This window comes from Pseudomonas sp. GCM10022186 (assembly GCF_042656385.1).
GTDB lineage: Bacteria > Pseudomonadota > Gammaproteobacteria > Pseudomonadales > Pseudomonadaceae > Metapseudomonas.
In genome coordinates, this window is record NZ_JBHSOU010000009.1 from 111,233 (window position 1) to 127,900 (window position 16,668).

Sequence of the window (16,668 nt, forward strand, 5' to 3'; positions counted from 1 at the left end):
CATGCATCAGATATCGCGCTTCGCAGTCGTCGAGGGCCTGGATGCGGAACGCCAGTTGCTGGACAGCGTCCAGCATGGCGAGCGGGAATGCGGGCTGCTGTTCTGGCGCCCGAGCGAGGCGGCGCTGGTGATGCCGCAGCGGATGAGTCGCCTGGCGGGCTTCGCCACGGCTGAGGCCAGCTGTGCCGGCATGGGCTGGCCCATCGCCCTGCGCGACAGTGGTGGCGAGCCGGTGCCGCAGTCCCCGGCAGTCCTGAATGTGGCCCTGGTCTATGCCTTGCCTGCAAAGGAAAGCGAGCTGACCCGTATCGAGAACGCCTACCTGCGCCTTTGCCAGCCGATGCTCGATTGGCTGGCCGGCATGGGCCTGGCCGGCGGGCTGGGGGAGGTGGACGGCGCCTTCTGCGATGGTCGCTACAACGTCACCCTCAAGGCGCGCAAGCTGGTCGGCACCGCCCAGCGCTGGCGCCGCCGCCGCGAGGACAGCCGCCATGTGGTGCTGGCCCACGGCGCCGTGCTGATGGAGAACCAGCGCGATCCCATGGTCGAGGTGGTCAACGCCTTCTACGCGGGCTGCGGCCTCGATGATCGCGTGCGGGCCAGCAGCCATATCGCCCTGGACGAATGCGTGGGTCAGGTCTGGACCCGTCTCGAGGCATTGCGCGACAGCTATCGGCGCACCCTTTCGGAAGCCGGACTGGCGCTGGAGTGAAGGGGGAGGGCGATGGGCCGCCGGCTGATGAATGGAACCGATTCACATCCGGAAGCAGAAAACGCTTGACCATAAAATGAGAATCATTATTATTCCAATCACTGGCCTCGCGGCCAGCCGGATAAGCTGACAGGCCCGGATTCGGACTCATCAGATTATCTCCTCATCAGGCTAATCACGGTTATTGACCCGGCACTTTGCCGGGTCTTTTTTTTGTGCGCCCGGCAGGGCGCGCCCACTCAGGGGTGAAAGTCCCCGACACACCTGGCAAGCCCAAGGGTGGATCACGCTTCACCGATCCACCATCGGTGCCGGGCTTGGCCGCGTCGGTGGATGTGAAAAGCGACATCCCCCTACATGACGTGGCGCCCGCGCGGGGCAGCAGCCTTGTAGGGTGGATCACGCTTCACCGATCCACCATCGGTGGCGGGCGTGGCCGCGTTGGTGGATGTGAAAAGCGACATCCCCCCATGGCTGGGTCACGGGGATCAATGCCCCTTCGCCTTCCTGATCCGCAGGAAGATCCCGCCGAGGATGAGCGTCGCCACCGGCGTCATCACCAGGATCGAGGTCTTTGCCGAGACATCCAGCCCGAGGGTATGGAGGCCGCCGTAGAACAGCTTGAACAGGCTCAGCAGGTAGTAGCTGATGGCGATGATGGACAGGCCTTCCACCGCCTTCTGAATCTTGATCTGGGTTTCGGCGCGGGCGCTCAGGCTGCGCAGGATCTCGGAGTTCTGCTCCTCCACTTCCACCTGGACCCGCGCCTGCAGCAGGTCGCCGAGGTTGGCCACGCTCTGGCCCAGGCGTACCAGGCGCTGGTCGGTGGCGGCGCAGTAGCGCACGGTGGGGCGGAAACGCCGCTCGATGAACACGCCCAGGCGCTGGCAGTCGCCGACATGGGTCTCGCGCAGTTCGTTGATCCGTTCGAAGACGATCTGCGCATAGGCCTCGGTGGCGCTGAAGCGCTGCCGGGTACGCGCGGTGCTGCGCACGATGCGTGCTGAGAGGGAGGCGATATCCGCCGACAGCGCCTTGGCACTGCTCTTGCCCTCGGCGTTGCGGTCGGAAAGGCCGGTCAGTTCCTTGTCGTATTCCCGCAACTGCAGGCTCACCGCCTGGGCCACCGGCAGCGTGAGGGAGGCCATCATGCGGTAGGTCTCGATCTCCAGCAGGCGGCGGATCATCCGGCCGAGGCGATAGGCATTGAGTCGGCGATTGACCAGGAGGATGCGGTTCACGCCTTCCTCGCTGAGGCGGAAGTCCGACCAGGCGACGGCGTCTCCTCCACCCAGGTTGGAGCCCGCCGGGTCCTTGAATCCATAGGCCGCCGTGTCGCCGGCCCAGTCCGCCTCCGACTCCACCAGCACCTGGTCGGCATTGATCAGCAGATGCCGATGCTCGGCCACCAGGCTCTCCAGCTCCTCGGGCAGGGGCGGCCAGTACTCCCCGCCCGGCGTGCGCGGTACCACCAGGGTGAGGGTGAAGAATTCGGTGTGGCGCTCCCATTTCAGGGTGTTCTCGCCCATGCGCAGCAGGCCCTGGGAACCGTTGCTGGCCAGTGGCGCATCGGCGGCCTGGTTGAGGCGGTCCACCAGCACGTCGCAAACCTCCTCCGTATCGGCAAAGGCGAGGTGGTAGACGTGGGCCGGGTCACGGAAATAGATCGATGGGCGCGAGTGCAACTCGTTGTGCAGGGCTTTGCGGAGTGTGTGCATGGAGACTTCTGCGAGCAGGGAGGTTTTTCTTCGATGACGCGGCCTGCCCGGGCGTCGGTCACACCTTTGTGGGGGAAGGCTGGGGTGCCACCGACCAGTCGGGGCGGGTAACCCTTCAGATCGGTGGCGACGGGGAGTGGCAGCAAGGCTGCCCTTGGACACGAAGAGACCTTGTGGGTCTCAGGCGCGAAACTGCTGCATCAGCCCTTGCTGATGGTTGGCCAGTTCATTGAGTTGACGACTGACCCGGGCCGACTGCTCGGCCTGGCCGGAAAGCGACTCGGTGACGTCGCCGATGGCCTCGTCATTTCGATTGATCTCTTCTGCGACGCTGCTTTGCTCCTCGGCGGCACTGGCAATTTGCAAATTCATTTTCAGAAGGTGGTGACGAACACCAGTTGGCTGTAGAGGTTGCTGTCGTCTCCGCCGATCTGGGTACCACCTTCGGCGGCGCTCTTCTCCGGTTTGTAGAGGCCGACCACGGGCATGACGATCAGGTTGTCCGTCGCCGCCCATTCGGCATAGAGGTCCAGCTCGCGACCGTCGAAGTTGCCGAGGTCCTGGTCCAGGGTGTCGAAGTCGAACCAGAGCGCGCCGACGCTGAGGTTCTCCAGCGGCGAGACCTTGAAGGCGACGTGGTGGACCTGGGTGTTGGTGTTGAAGGGGCCGGCGTAGTTGGCCGCCACCTCGCCCTGGAACCAGGTGCCATAGCCACGGCTGAAACCGGTGAACAGCGGATCGAAGCCTTCGGAGAAGCGGCTGTAGCGGTAGCTGAGGTTCGGGCTCCAGGCCACATCGGCGAAGGTCCAGCCGGCCTCCAGGTACCAGGCGTTTTCGTCGTCGACCTCCTTCTTGTCCTGCCAGGCGTATTCGCCGGAAAGGAACAGGTTCTGAACGCCGGCATTGCCTTGGCCGCGTACGCTCCAGGTCTTCATGCCATCGCGCTCGGCCTGGAAGGGCGAAGCGAACTCTTCGTCGATGTCGCGGATGTCGATGGCGGTGAGGCCCAGGGTACCGGCTTCGGAGACATGCTCCAGGTTGCCCACCAGCAGCTCGGGCTTGGCCTGGGCGCGGTTGTCGGACTTCAGCCACATCAGGTCGCCACGCAGGCCGTCCTTGCCGCCGAGACGCAGCACGGCGGTCTGGTCGAAGGCCTTGCGCGCGGCCAGCCAGTAGGCGCCGCCACGGTTGAACTCGCCGTCGGCGAAGCCCTTGCCGAGGTTCAGGGCGTCGCCGTTGATGAGGAAGCCATCGCCGATCATGAGGTTCTGCCGGCCGAAGGAAAAGTCCACGCCATCCTCGCCCAGGGCCTCGAACAGGCTGCCTGAGCGCCAGCCGAGGTAGGCGTCCTCGATCTTGGTGGTGCGCTCGGAACCGTCGGTGAAACCCGCCGCATCGCCATCGCCCCAGGTGCCGGAGCTGAGCAGGTTGAAGGCGCCATAGCTGGTGCCGGCGCCGGCCAGGCCCTGATCGAAGCTGATGCCGTACTTGGCATAGCCCTCGCGCCAGGACGACGATCCTTCGCTCCTGGAGCCGGTGGTGGCGTAGTTCTCCTGGCTGTGGAAGAAGCCGAATACGGCTTCCAGGTCGGCATTCAGGTGGGTGTCCTGGTCGGCGTAGAGTTCGTAGGCACCAACCTGGGTGGCGCTGCTCACCAGGAGGGCGAGGGTGGACAGTCGGAACAGGGCGGACCGCTTCATCGCAAGGCTTCCTTTTTTGTAGGTATTGGCAGGGCTGCGTTTCTGCGTCCGGATACTAAGGAGTTGCCCGGGGCTGGCCTTGAGCCTGCTTGCCAAGGGCTTGATGCTGCGTGCCAGATTCGGGATGCCGTATTGGCAAGAGCGCTGTAGGAGCGAATTCATTCGCGATTGGACGGCGCAGCCGGCCCTTGCGAGGGCATGGCAGGTCTGCGCCCTGCTTCGCGATTGAAATCGCTCCTACAGGGTGAGGATGCCCAGGCTCAGTCGAGTTCCTTGCCGGCGGTTTCCGGGGCGAGCTTCAGCCCGACCAGCGCCAGCAGGATGGCGCCGAAGATGTACCAGGCCGGCGCGTTGGGGCTGCCGGTGAGGCTCACCAGGCCAGCGGCGAAGAACTGCGCGAAGCCGCCGAACAGGGCCACGCCGATGCAGTAGGCGAGGGACATGCCGCTGGCGCGGATTTCCACCGGGAACAGCTCCGGCAGGATCGCCAGGTTCGGCACTATGGTGTAGGTCAGCGGGATGCTGAGCAGGAACACCACCGCCAGCAGCACGCTGATGTCCGGATTCTGGTTGATCACCAGGAAGGCCGGGTAGATCGCCAGCAGGAGGATCGGCATGGGCCAGAAGATCGCCTTGCGCCGGCCGATGCGGTCGCTCAGGCGGCCAGCGTGGGCGGACAGCAGCAGCTGGGGCAGGCAGGCGACTATGGCCGCCCAGGTGCCGGTGCCCAGGGGCATGCCCAGCACGCCGATGGCGTGGTTGGCCAGGTAGAACTGGATCATGTAGACGGGCACGGTGGCACCGATCACGAGCAGGATGCCGGCGCACAGCTGGCGTGGGTGGGCGAGCAGCAGCGCGAGGCGGTTGACCTCCACCGGCCGCGGTTTGGTGCTGGCCGCTCGGTGCGCTTGGGTCTCGTCCAGGCGGTGGCGGATGTACTCGCTGACCGGGATGGCGAGGATGCCCACCGCGAAGATCAGCCGCCAGCCCCAGCTGTCCATGGCCTCGGGCGTCAGCAGGTTGCTCAGCGCCGTGACCAGCAGGCCGCCGAAGAAGATACCCAGGCTCTGGCTGAAGACCTGCCAGCTGCAGTAGTAGCCGCGCGTGTCCTTGTCGGCGTACTCCATCAGCATGGTGGTGGAGGTGCCGATCTGGCCGCCCAGGGCGAAGCCCTGCAGCAGGCGGGCGAGGATCACCACCGCCGGGCCGAGCAGGCCCGCTTGGGCGTAGGTGGGGGCGACGGCGAACAGCAGCGAGCCGATCGCCATCAGCCAGAGGGTCAGGCGCATGGCGGAACGGCGCCCGGCGCGGTCGGCGTACAGGCCGATGACCAGCGCGCCCAGCGGGCGCATGACGAAGCCGGTGCCGAACACCGCCAGGGACAGCAGCAGCGGGATCAGCGGGTGGTCGCCGAAGGGGAAGAACAGCCGGGCCATGAGCGTCGCCAGCATGCTGTAGACCAGGAAGTCGTAGAACTCCAGGGCGTTGCCCAGGCAGATCGCCGCGATGGCCTTGTGGTTGGCCGGTCGGGGGCGGTCCTGGCTGAGGTCGAAGGATGTTGTTCTTGTTGTCATCGTGTGGTTCCTCGGGAAGGTCCGTGTCAGGCCAGGAAGCGTTGCGCCAGCCTGACCCAGAAGGTGGCCCCCAGTGGCAGGGCCTGGTCGTTGAAGTCGTAACCGGGGTTGTGCACCTCGCAGCTGCCGTGGCCCTCGCCGTTGCCGATCAGCAGGTAGCAGCCGGGCACCTTCTCCAGCCAGAAGGCGAAGTCGTCGCTGGCGCAGATGGGCTTCACGTCCGCCGCCAGGCCCTCGTCCCCCAGCCAGTCGCGGATCACCTCGGTGGCCAACCGGCTGGCCGCCTGGTCGTTGATCAGCACCGGGTAGCCGTTGTCGAAGCTGACTTCGGCGCTGGCGCCGAAGCTGGCCGCGTGGCCTTCCGCCAGGGCCTGGACGCGCTGCCTGAGCAACTGGCGGATCTGCGGGTTCAGTGCGCGGATGCTCAGGCGCAGCTCGGCGCTTTGCGGGATCACATTGGGCGCGTCGCCGGCGAGGAAGGCGCCGGTGGTGACGATCGCCGTCTCGCTGGGCGGCACGTTGCGCGACACCACGGTCTGCAGCGCCATCACCAGGGAGGCGCCGATCACCACCGGGTCCACCGCCTTGTCCGGCATGGCGCCATGGCCGCCGCTGGCGTGGATGACGATGCTGGCGCTGTCGGAGGAGGCCATGAAGGGGCCGGCGAGGACGCCGAAGCGGCCGACCGGCATGCCGGGGAAGTTGTGCAGGGCGAACAGGGCGTCGCAGGGGAACAGGCGGAACAGCCCTTCGTCCAGCATGCGCTTGGCGCCGGAGCCGCCATGGCCTTCCTCGGCGGGCTGGAAGAACAGGTGCAGGGTGCCGCGCCAGTTGCGTTCGCGGGCCAGTTCGCAGGCCGCCGCCAGCAGCATCGCGGTATGCCCGTCGTGGCCGCAGGCGTGCATTTTGCCGGGGACTTGGCTGCTCCAGGGACGGCCGCTCTGTTCCTGGATGGGCAGGGCGTCCAGCTCCGCGCGCAGGCCGAGCGTCGGGCCCTCGCCATTGCGCAAGGTGGCGACCACGGCGGTGCCGGCCAGGTCGTACAGTTCGTAGCCCCAGTCGCGCAGGTGGCGGATGACCTTCTCGCGGGTGGCGAACTCCTCGAAGCCCAGCTCCGGCTCGGCGTGTATGGCGCGGCGGAGTTCGGTCATGGCGGGCGTGATGGCGGCGATGCCGGGATGGATGCGGTGCGTGTGCATGTCGTTCTTGTCCGGTTGGCTGGGTCGATCTGGTGGCCTAACCTAGCGCCCGCGTCTGGCCGGCATAAGCCGCAAAAATGTTGTCGTGACCCGCTTTGGTGTTCAGGCAGGAGGTCTCCATGAAGTTGCACCAGCTACAGGCCCTGATCGCGGTCGCCGATGGCGGCGGCATTCGCGCGGCCGCCCGGGGACTGGGCCTGTCCCAGTCCGCCATCACCCGTGCGCTGCGCGAGCTGGAAGAAGAGCAGGGCCTGCCGCTGCTGATGCGCCATGCCGGCGGGGCGCGGCTCAGCGAGGCCGGACTGGTGCTGTTGCCCCACGCCAGGCAGATCGCCAGCCAGCTGGAAAGCGCCCAGCGCGACCTGGCGAGCCTGCGCGGCGAGGTGGCGGCGCGCCTGTGCGTGGGCGTCACCCCCTGGTTCGGGCAGACCCTGCTGGCGGCGGCCGTGCAGGCCTTCCGCCGGGAGATGCCGGCGGTGCGCCTGGAACTCTATGAAGGCCTGCAGGCGGTGAGCCTGCCGCTGTTGCGCAGCGGGGTGATGCATTTCGCCCTGGGGCCGGCGGGCGTGCTGCCTGCCCAGGAGTTCATCCACGAGCCCCTGGCCCGCTACCGCATGAAGGTGGTCGCCTGCGAAGGCCACCCCTCGCAGGCGGCCCGGTCGCTGGCGGAGTTGCTGGAGCAGGACTGGGTGATGAACTTCACCCAGGCCGGCTACGACCAGGTGGTGCAGGAAGTCTTCGGCCGCCATGGCCACCAGGTTTGCCCGGGGCGCATTGTCTGCGCCCAGTCCAGCGCCATGCTCACCAGCCTGATCGTCAATGCGGGGCTGCTCGGCTATTCACCCGAGCCGATGCTCCTCTGCGAGCCCATGCGCGGCCGGGTGCGGGCACTGGAGCTGGAAGAGACGCTGGCCGATAGCGATATCAGCCTGATCCGCCTGCGCGACCAGGCCCTGGACCCGGCGGCGCGCTGCTTCATCCAGTGCCTGCAGCAGGCATTGAAAGCCTGCGCACGCTCGCGCAACGCCGACGACCGGCGCCTGGCGGACATGCTGGAGCTGCTGTTCTAGGGCGGTGGAGGGCAAATCTTCGATTTGCTTCGCGATTGAAATCGCTCCTACAGGCGAGGGATTCCTGTGGGAGCGAATTCATTCGAACTCGGGAAACCAGTCCTCAGGGCGTGGTCATGAGTCATCGGCGCTGCCGGTGACGATCGAAATGCTCCGATTGGCAGGATGAAGTCGGAGCTTCTGTAGGATGGGTGGAGCCTGCGATACCCATCAGCTTTGTCCGCATGGGTATCGCTCCGCTCCACCCATCCTACAGGGGCTATGCGGCAGCCAGTGATCAGTAGCCGGATGAAGTCCGGGGAAATCCCACTGCCGCTCCCGGGTGGATGTTTACTTGCGAATGGGCAGCACAGCTACCCCTCACGACAACCGCCCGAATTCGTTTCCGCGCACGGGCTGAAGGCAAAAAAAAGACCGGCCCGAAGGCCGGTCGTAAACTCACGCAGCGACTCGGTTCACACGGCTCAAGGGCGTTTCAGCACCAGGGTGAGGATGTCGTAGCTGGCCACCAGTTCGCCGTTCTGGTTGGTGACTTCCACGTCCCAGGCCACCACGCCCTGGGGCTCGCCCTTCGGGCTCTTCTTGCCCTGGTCGATTTTGCGTTTGCAGGTCAGGCGCGCCTGGATGGTGTCGCCGATGCCCACCGGGGTGATGAAGCGCAGGGTGTCCAGGCCGTAGTTGGCCAGCACCGGGCCGACGCCGGGGGAAACGAACAGGCCGGCGGCGGCGGAGAGCACGAAGTAGCCGTGGGCGATGCGCTTGCCGAACTGGGATTCCTTGGCCGCCAGCTCGTCGAAGTGCATGTAGAAGTGGTCCCCCGACAGGCAGCCGAAGTTGACGATGTCGGCCTCGGTGACGGTGCGGCGGTGGGTCAGCAGGGATTCGCCGATCTGCAGCTCGTCGAAGTAGCGGCGGAACGGGTGCACCTCGGTTTCGATCACCTGGGCGCCGCGTACGTGCTCTCGGGTCACGGCGGCCAGCATGGTGGGCGAGCCCTGGACGGCGGCGCGTTGCAGGTAGTGCTTGACGGCGCGCAGGCCGCCCAGCTCTTCGCCACCACCGGCGCGGCCGGGGCCGCCGTGCTTGAGCACCGGCAGCGGCGAGCCGTGGCCGGTGGATTCGGCGGCGGATTCGCGGTCGAGGATGTGCAGGCGGCCGTGCAGGGCGGCGGCTTGCGGCACCACGCGGGCGGCTACCTGCGGGTCCTTGGTGACCAGGCTGGCCACCAGGCTGCCCTTGCCACGGGCGGCCAGGGCGATGGCCTCGTCGAGGTCGTCGTAGGCCATCAGGGTGCTCACCGGGCCGAACGCCTCGATGTCGTGGGCGCCGCCCTCGGCGTGCGGGTCGCGGGAACGCAGCAGGGTGGGGGCGAAGAAGGCGCCCTCGTTCACGCCTTCACCGCGCGGGGCGAAGCCGTCGCGGGCGCCGAACAGCAGTTCGCTGCTCTGCAGCAGGGCGTCCAGGCGCTCGGCCACGTCGGCCTGCTGGGCGTGGGAGGCGAGGGCGCCCATCTTCACGCCTTCCACGGCCGGGTCGCCGATGACCACCTTGGACAGGCGCTCGCGCAGGCGTTCGGCCACGGCGTCGATGTGCTTGGCGGGGACTATGGCGCGGCGGATGGCGGTGCACTTCTGCCCGGCCTTGACGGTCATCTCGCGGGCCACTTCCTTGACGAAGAGGTCGAACTCCGGATCGTCCGGGGTGATTTCCGGGGCGAGGATGGCGCAGTTCAGCGAGTCCGCCTCGGCGTTGAAGGGGACGGAGTTGCGCACCAGGTTGGCGTTCACCCGCAGCTTGGCGGCGGTGTCGGCGGAACCGGTGAAGGTCACCACGTCCTGGCCCTGCAGGCGGTCCAGCAGGTCGCCGGTGCCACCGATGATCAGCTGCAGGCTGCCTTCCGGGAGCAGGCCGGAGGCGTGCATCAGGCGCACGGCGGCTTCGGTCAGGTAGCTGGTGGCGGTGGCCGGTTTGACGATGCAGGGCATGCCGGCGAGGAAGCTCGGGGCGAACTTCTCCAGCATCCCCCAGATCGGGAAGTTGAAGGCGTTGATATGCACGGCGAGGCCGCCGCGCGGCACCAGGATGTGGGTGCCGGCGAAGGTGCCCTGCTTGCCCAGGGGCATGGCCGGGCCTTCATGGACGATGTTGCCCGACGGCAGTTCGCGGGCGCCGACGCCGGCGTAGCTGAACAGGGTGCTGGCGCCACCCTCGATGTCGATCCAGCTGTCGGCGCGGGTGGCGCCGCTGTGGCGGGACAGGGTGTAGAGCTGTTCCTTGTGTTCGGTGAGGTACAGCGCCAGGGCCTTGAGACGCGCCGCGCGCTGCTGGAAATCCAGGGCCATGAGGCTGGCGATGCCGCGCTGGCGGCCGAACTCGACGGCTTCGGAGAAGTCCAGGGCTTCCTCGTGGGCGCGGGCGATTGTGCTGCCGTCGATGGCGCTGCGCAGTGCCTGGGCGCCTTGCTGGCCGATCCAGCGGCCGCCGATGAAGCTTTGCAGCGTGGTGGCGTGACTCATGGGGGATTCTCCGTGAAGGGGGCCCGTGCATGGGCACGGGCGTGATTTCTGTTTCGTAGGAGCGAGGGGGACGCCAAGTTCTTGCTCGCGAAGCGCGATGTTTCGCGAGCAGAGCTCGCTCCTACAGGGTGTGTTGTTCTCCCGCCTTACCAGAGGGCCAGGGTGTAGCCGAGGATCAGGCGGTTTTCGTCGAGATCGGTGGTCAGGCCATTGCCGGAACGGAAGGTGACATTGCGCCAGCGCAGGCTCAGGCCCTTGAGGGCACCGCTCTGGATCACGTAGGCCAGGTCGCTGTCGCGTTCCCATTCCTCGCCGTCGTCGCCGGTCGCGGTTTTGACGTTGCGGCCGTCGACATAGCGGGTCATGAAGGTCAGGCCCGGGATGCCGAGGGCGGCGAAGTCGTAGTCGTAGCGCAGCTGCCAGGAATCTTCCTCGGCGCGGGTGAAGGTGTTGAAGGTCACCAGGTTGACCACATAAGGGTCACCGCCATTGAGGAAGGGGAAGGCGCTGTCGCCCGACAGCTGCTGCCAGGCCGCGCTGACGCGGTGCGGTCCCTTGGTCAGGCTGAACATGCCGTTGAAGTTGCGGTTGTCGATTTCCCCGGCACGCTCGACGCCATCGCCGCGGCTGTCGAAGTAGCGGATGTCGCTCTTCAGGCTGAAGCCGCCGGGCAGTGGTTGCGTGTGCACCAGGCCGACGAACTGCTGGCGGTAGATGTCGTCCAGCAGGCCGTAGTAGTAGCTCAGCGCCAGTTGCGGGTTGATCGCATAGGTGCCGCCGGCGAAGTCGAAGGCATCGCTGGTGGCGGCGCCGAAGCCGATATCGTCGCGGCCGGAGGAGTCGCGCAGGTTGGTCCGGGTCAGGCGGCCGCCGTTGAAGGTCAGGCCGCCCAGCTCCTGGCTGGTCAGCATGCCGCCCTGGAAGGTGGAGGAGAGCAACCGGGTGTCGTTGTAGGTGGCCACCGGCAGCAACGGCTGCAGGGTGCCCAGGCGCAGCACGCTCTTCGAAGCGCGCAGCTTGGCGGTCAGGCCCAGCTCGCTGTAGTCGTCCACCGGTTCCTTGCTGGTGGGGCCGAAGGGCAGCAGGCCGGTACCGCGGCGGTCGCGGCTGGAATCCAGCTTCACGCCGAGCTCGCCGATGGCGTCCAGGCCGACGCCGACGCTGCCCTCGGTGAAGCCCGATTCGAGGCGCGCGGTGAAGCCCTGGCCCCATTCCTCGGCCTTGGACTGGGGCGCGCCATCCTGGCGGAAGTCGCGGTTGAGGTAGTGGTTGCGCAGCTCCAGGCTGCCCTTGCTGTCTTCGATGAAGCCCGCCAGCGCCGAAGTGGCGAAGGGCAGGGCGAGCGCCGCGACGAGCGGCGCAAGGGTACGGCTGTGGTTCATTGTTCTTGTATCCATCATCCGGTTCGTAAGGGCTCAGTGGCGGCTGGCAGCGGCGGCGCCGATGCCGGTCATGGAGCGGATGAACTGGGCCAGGTAGCGGCCGCGTTCAGCCTTGGCGCGCTCGGAACCGTCGGTCACCGAGAACAGCCAGGCACTGAAGAAGGCCAGGCCCATGGAGAACAGCGCCGGGTTGGAGTAGGGGAACAGTGCCTTGTCGTGGTGCAGCACGTTGACCCACACCGCCGGGCTCAGCACCAGCAGGACGATGGCGGAGAGCAGGCCCATCACGCTGCCGGATACCGCGCCACGGGTGGTCAGGCCCTTCCAGAACATGGAGAGGAACAGCACCGGGAAGTTGACCGAGGCGGCGATGGCCAGCACCAGGCCGGAGAGGAAGGCGATGTTCTGCGACTCGAAGAGGATGCCGAGGATCACCGCCAGCACGCCGATGCACAGGGTGGCGATGCGCGACACGCGCATTTCCTCGCGCTCGCTGGCCTTGCCCTTGCGGACCACGCAGGCGTAGAGGTCGTGGGATACCGCCGAAGCCCCGGACAGCGCCAGGCCGGCGACCACCGCGAGGATGGTGGCGAAGGCCACGGCGGAGATGAAGCCGAGGAACAGGCTGCCGCCCACCGCATGGGACAGGTGCACCGCCACCATGTTGCCGCCGCCGATGATGGCGCCGGCCGCGTCGCGGAACTCCGGATTGGTGCCGACCATCACGATGGAGCCGAAGCCCACCACGATCAGCAGCAGGTAGAAGTAGCCGATGAAACCGGTGGCGTAGAACACCGACTTGCGGGCTTCCTTGGCGTCGCTGACGGTGAAGAAGCGCATCAGGATATGCGGCAGGCCGGCGGTGCCGAACATCATGCCGAGCCCCAGGGAGATGGCATCGATGGGGTTCGACAGCAGGCCGCCCGGCGCCATGATCGCGGTGCCCTTGGCGTGCACCGAGGTGGCGGCGGCGAACATGGCTTCGGTGCTGAAACCGAAGTGCTTGAGCACCATGAAGGCCATGAAGCTGGTGCCCGACAGCAGCAGGATCGCCTTGATGATCTGCACCCAGGTGGTGGCCAGCATGCCGCCGAAGGTCACGTAGCAGACCATCAGCACGCCCACCAGCAGCACGGCCTGCAGGTAGGACAGGCCGAACAGCAGCTCGATCAGCTTGCCGGCGCCGACCATCTGCGCCACCAGGTACATCAGCGCCACGGTCAGGGTGCCGAAGGCGGCGGTGATGCGGATCGGGCTCTGCTGCAGGCGGTAGGAGACCACGTCGGCGAAGGTGTACTTGCCGAGGTTGCGCAGGCGCTCGGCGATCAGGAACAGGATGATCGGCCAGCCGGCGAGCACGCCCAGGGCGTAGAGCAGGCCGTCGTAGCCGTTCATGAACATCATCGCGGAGATGCCGAGGAAGGACGCCGCGCTGATCATGTCGCCGGCGATCGCCAGGCCGTTCTGGAAGCCGGTGAGGCCGCCGCCGGCGGTATAGAAGTCGGCGGCCGAGCGGGTGCGCAGGGCGGCCCAGCGGGTGATGCCGAGGGTGAAGACGACGAACGCCAGGAACATGTAGATGGCGTTCCAGTTCAGCGGACGCGCGGCGGCGTCGGCGGCGAAGGCGCCCTGGGAGGCGAACAGGCCGGCGGCCAGCAGCAGGGAGGCGATGGCTTTCATTGGCCGCACTCCTGCTTCAGCTTGTCGTTCAGCGGGTCGAGCACGCTGTTGGTGCGCTTGACGTAGATGCCGGTGAGGGCGAAGGAGAACAGGATGATGACCACGCCCACCAGCATGCCGACGCTGGTGACGCCGCCGTTGAGGGACTGGCCGAGCACGCCGGGGGCGAAGGCCACCAGCAGCACGAAGCCGTAGTAGATCACCAGCATGGCGGCGGTCAGGGACCAGGTCAGGCGCTGCTTGTGACGGACCAGCTGGATGAAGTCCGGGTTCTCCCGGATGCGATCGAGGTCTTGCGGGGTCATGGTTGCTCTCTCTTTTTGTGATTGTCGAGACGACCCGTCCGGCGGCCGACGGCAAGGCTGCGAATGTCGAACGGGGTACTGCGGGTATCGCCCTGCTCCTACGGGTGTCGCTTAGAGCTGGTCGAAGTCGAGGACCACCTTTTCGCTGATGGGGAAGGTCTGGCAGGACAGCACGTAGCCGGCGGCCACTTCGTAGTCCTCCAGGGCGAAGTTGCTGTCCATCTCCACCTCGCCTTCGATCACCTTGCACTTGCAGGTGGAGCACACGCCGGCCTTGCAGGAGTAGGGCAGCTCCATGCCCTGGGCGTTGCCGGCGTCGAGCACGCTCTGGCTGTTGCGCGGCAGTTCGAAGGTGAGTTCGCGGCCGTCGCTGATCACGGTGACCTGGCTGGTGGCGCCGTCGGTGGCGCGGGCGGCTTCGCGGGCTTCACGCTTGGCGCCACTGCCGGCGGCGGCGAACAGTTCGAAGTGGATGCGCTCGGCGGGCATGCCGTTGGCCTTGAGCTGGTCGCGCACGGTCTCGGTCATGGCCTGCGGGCCGCAGATGAAGGCGGCGTCCAGGGCCTTGACGTCGATCCAGCGGCCGAACAGCTGGCCGCACTTGTCGGCGTCGATACGGCCGTTGTAGAGGTCCACGTCCTGCTGTTCGCGGCTGAACACGAAGATCAGGTTGAGGCGCTGCAGGTAGCGGTTCTTCAGGTCTTCCAGCTGCTCGCGGAACAGTGCCGAGGCGCTGGAGCGGTTGCCGTAGATCAGGGTGATGCGGCTGTGGGGCTCGGTTTCCAGGGTGGTCTTGATGATCGACAGGATCGGCGTGATGCCGCTGCCGGCGGCCACCGCCAGGTAGTTGCCGTGGCGCGCGGCGTCCAGTTCCACATGGAAGTGGCCGGACGGCGGCATCACTTCCAGGCTCTGGCCGGCCTTCAGGCTCTCGTTGGCGTAGGCGGAGAAGCGGCCGCCGGCCACGCGCTTGATCGCCACGCGCAGCTCGCCATCGTTGACGCCGGTGCAGATGGAGTAGGAGCGGCGCACTTCCTCGCCGTCCATCCGGGTGCGCATCACCAGGTGCTGGCCCTGGGTGAAGCGGAAGGTCTCGGCGAGGCCTTCGGGAATGTCGAAGGCGATGGACACCGCGTCGCGGGTTTCCGGGCGCACTTCCTTGATCGTCAGGCTATGGAATTTGCTCATTGTCGTCGTCTCCGGTGGCGCGCCACTCAGATGCATTTGAAGTAGTCGAACGGTTCCAGGCATTCCTGGCAGCGGTACAAGGCCTTGCAGGCGGTGGAGCCGAACTCGCTGAGGCGCTCGGTATGGGCGCTGCCGCACTGCGGGCAGCACACTTCCGGGGCCTCGCCCAGCAGGCTGCGCTTGCTGGTACTGCCGGCCGGCGGGGCGATGCCGTAGGTGCGCAGGCGTTCACGGCCGTCCTCGCTGATCCAGTCGGTGGTCCAGGCCGGGGTCAGGCGGCGCTCCAGCTTCGGCGCGGCGAAGCCGGCGCCTTCCAGGGCCTGCTCGATGTCGTGCTCGATCACCTCGGTGGCCGGGCAGCCGGAGTAGGTCGGGGTGACCACCACGTGCAGGTGGCCGTCCTGCCAGTCGAGGCCACGGACGATGCCGAGGTCGACCACGCTGACCACCGGCACTTCCGGGTCCATCACCGCGCCCAGCACCGACCAGGCGCGCGCCAGGTCCTCTGGCGCGCCGGGCCTGGCGCCGCGGTCGCTGGCGATCAGCTCACCAGGACGCATCGGGGTAGGCCCGCTGCAGGTACTGCATTTCGGCCAGCAGCAGACCGAGGTGCTCGGTGTGCAGGCCCTTGCGGCCGGACAGGTAGAAGTGGCTGGCCGGTTCCGGCAGCGGCAGGGTGGCGCTGGCGAAGATGTCGGCCACCTTGGACTTCCAGGCCGCGGCGACTTCCGCCGGGTTCGGCGCGATGCCGGCCTCGGCCAGGCGCTGCTCCACCTCGTCGCCGTTGACCAGTTCGACGGTGAAGCGCCAGACCTCGCGGATGGCCGCCAGCATGCGCTCGTGGCTTTCCCCGGTGCCGTCGCCCAGGCGCTCGACCCACTCGCCGGAGCGGCGCAGGTGGTAGGTGACTTCCTTCAGGGCCTTGGCGGCGATGCCGGCCACGCGCTCGTCGCTGGAGGCGGTCAGGCCGTGCAGCACCTGGAAGTGCCAGGCGTCGTAGAGGAACTGCTTGGTGATGGTCACGGCATAGTCGCCGTTGGGCTGCTCCACCAGCAGCAGGTTGCGGTAGGCGCGCTCGTCGCGGCGGAAGGCCAGGTGGTCGGCGTCACGGCCGTCGCCCAGCAGTTCGGCGGCGTAGTCCAGCCAGTTGCGGGCCTGGCCCACCAGGTCGAGGCCGACGTTCATCAGCGCCAGTTCTTCTTCCAGCGCCGGGGCGCGGCCGCACCATTCGCACAGGCGCTGGCCCTGGATCAGGGCGCTGTCGCCCAGGCGCAGCAGGTATTGGATGAGGTCTTCGCGTTGGCTCATGGCAGGCGCCTCACATGTGGCCGACTTCGGCCGGCAGCTCGTAGAAGCTGGCGTGGCGGTAGACCTTGTCCTGGGACGGGTCGAACAGCGGTTCCTTCTCGTCCGGGGAGGAGGCGGTGATCAGCGCGGAGGGCACCACCCACAGGCTCACGCCTTCGTTGCGGCGGGTGTACAGCTCGCGGGCGTTCTCGATGGCCATGCGCGCGTCGGCGGCATGCACGCTGCCGACGTGCTTGTGATTGAGGCCGTGCTTGCTGCGCACGAAGACTTCGAAAAGGGTCCATTCGGACATGGCGGGAATCTCCAGATCAGGGGC

Annotated in this window: 14 protein-coding genes and 1 pseudogene; 2 read left to right on the forward strand and 13 right to left on the reverse strand. The window is 67.1% G+C overall.

The window, feature by feature from the left end; translation table 11 throughout:
• The first annotated feature begins 1 nt into the window (after position 1).
• Positions 2 to 712 carry a lipoyl protein ligase domain-containing protein gene (locus tag ACFPU0_RS06335; protein WP_377691967.1) on the forward strand — a complete coding sequence of 237 codons (711 nt, stop codon included), beginning with the start codon at positions 2 to 4 and terminating at the stop codon, positions 710 to 712.
• Positions 713 to 1,200: 488 nt separating this feature from the next.
• Here the strand turns inward: ACFPU0_RS06335 and ACFPU0_RS06340 are convergent, their stop codons facing one another.
• The 5 genes and pseudogenes from ACFPU0_RS06340 to ACFPU0_RS06360 all read right to left on the reverse strand — a co-directional run bounded on the left by ACFPU0_RS06340 (position 1,201) and on the right by ACFPU0_RS06360 (position 6,903).
• Positions 1,201 to 2,430, reverse strand: coding sequence for a DUF3422 domain-containing protein (locus tag ACFPU0_RS06340; protein ID WP_377691968.1), 1,230 nt, complete (start codon positions 2,428 to 2,430; stop codon positions 1,201 to 1,203).
• 180 nt (positions 2,431 to 2,610) lie between these two features.
• Positions 2,611 to 2,802: pseudogene (locus tag ACFPU0_RS06345) on the reverse strand (hypothetical protein); the annotation flags it as partial.
• Between the two features lie 2 nt (positions 2,803 to 2,804).
• Positions 2,805 to 4,130 carry a hypothetical protein gene (locus ACFPU0_RS06350; protein WP_377691969.1) on the reverse strand — a complete coding sequence of 442 codons (1,326 nt, stop codon included), beginning with the start codon at positions 4,128 to 4,130 and terminating at the stop codon, positions 2,805 to 2,807.
• 260 nt (positions 4,131 to 4,390) lie between these two features.
• Positions 4,391 to 5,704: an MFS transporter gene (locus ACFPU0_RS06355; protein WP_377691970.1), complete on the reverse strand. Its 1,314-nt coding sequence runs from the start codon at positions 5,702 to 5,704 to the stop codon at positions 4,391 to 4,393.
• Between the two features lie 26 nt (positions 5,705 to 5,730).
• Positions 5,731 to 6,903, reverse strand: coding sequence for a M20 aminoacylase family protein (locus ACFPU0_RS06360; RefSeq protein ID WP_377691971.1), 1,173 nt, complete (start codon positions 6,901 to 6,903; stop codon positions 5,731 to 5,733).
• 119 nt (positions 6,904 to 7,022) lie between these two features.
• On the opposite strand from ACFPU0_RS06360, the gene ACFPU0_RS06365 reads away from it, so the two are divergent.
• On the forward strand, positions 7,023 to 7,973 hold the full coding sequence (locus ACFPU0_RS06365) for a LysR family transcriptional regulator (protein WP_377691972.1): 951 nt from the start codon (positions 7,023 to 7,025) through the stop codon (positions 7,971 to 7,973).
• Positions 7,974 to 8,437: 464 nt separating this feature from the next.
• On the opposite strand, the gene paaZ is transcribed toward ACFPU0_RS06365, so the two are convergent.
• The 8 genes from paaZ to paaB form a co-directional block, all read right to left on the reverse strand.
• The gene (paaZ, locus tag ACFPU0_RS06370) at positions 8,438 to 10,489 is read right to left on the reverse strand and encodes a phenylacetic acid degradation bifunctional protein PaaZ (RefSeq protein WP_377691973.1); all 2,052 of its coding nucleotides are present in this window, start codon (positions 10,487 to 10,489) and stop codon (positions 8,438 to 8,440) included.
• Positions 10,490 to 10,635: 146 nt separating this feature from the next.
• Positions 10,636 to 11,871, reverse strand: coding sequence for an OprD family porin (locus ACFPU0_RS06375; protein ID WP_377691974.1), 1,236 nt, complete (start codon positions 11,869 to 11,871; stop codon positions 10,636 to 10,638).
• Positions 11,872 to 11,904: 33 nt separating this feature from the next.
• Positions 11,905 to 13,551 carry a cation acetate symporter gene (locus ACFPU0_RS06380; RefSeq protein ID WP_377691975.1) on the reverse strand — a complete coding sequence of 549 codons (1,647 nt, stop codon included), beginning with the start codon at positions 13,549 to 13,551 and terminating at the stop codon, positions 11,905 to 11,907.
• The gene (locus ACFPU0_RS06385) at positions 13,548 to 13,856 is read right to left on the reverse strand and encodes a DUF485 domain-containing protein (protein WP_377691977.1); all 309 of its coding nucleotides are present in this window, start codon (positions 13,854 to 13,856) and stop codon (positions 13,548 to 13,550) included. The genes ACFPU0_RS06380 and ACFPU0_RS06385 overlap by 4 nt, the downstream gene beginning before the upstream one ends.
• Positions 13,857 to 13,967: 111 nt before the next feature.
• On the reverse strand, positions 13,968 to 15,044 hold the full coding sequence (gene paaE, locus ACFPU0_RS06390) for a 1,2-phenylacetyl-CoA epoxidase subunit PaaE (protein WP_377691978.1): 1,077 nt from the start codon (positions 15,042 to 15,044) through the stop codon (positions 13,968 to 13,970).
• Between the two features lie 26 nt (positions 15,045 to 15,070).
• Complete coding sequence (paaD, locus tag ACFPU0_RS06395) at positions 15,071 to 15,604, reverse strand: 1,2-phenylacetyl-CoA epoxidase subunit PaaD (protein ID WP_377691979.1); 534 nt, start codon at positions 15,602 to 15,604, stop codon at positions 15,071 to 15,073.
• Complete coding sequence (gene paaC, locus ACFPU0_RS06400) at positions 15,591 to 16,352, reverse strand: 1,2-phenylacetyl-CoA epoxidase subunit PaaC (protein WP_377691980.1); 762 nt, start codon at positions 16,350 to 16,352, stop codon at positions 15,591 to 15,593. The genes paaD and paaC overlap by 14 nt, the downstream gene beginning before the upstream one ends.
• Positions 16,353 to 16,362: 10 nt before the next feature.
• Complete coding sequence (gene paaB / locus ACFPU0_RS06405) at positions 16,363 to 16,644, reverse strand: 1,2-phenylacetyl-CoA epoxidase subunit PaaB (RefSeq protein WP_016493150.1); 282 nt, start codon at positions 16,642 to 16,644, stop codon at positions 16,363 to 16,365.
• Positions 16,645 to 16,668 lie beyond the last annotated feature (24 nt).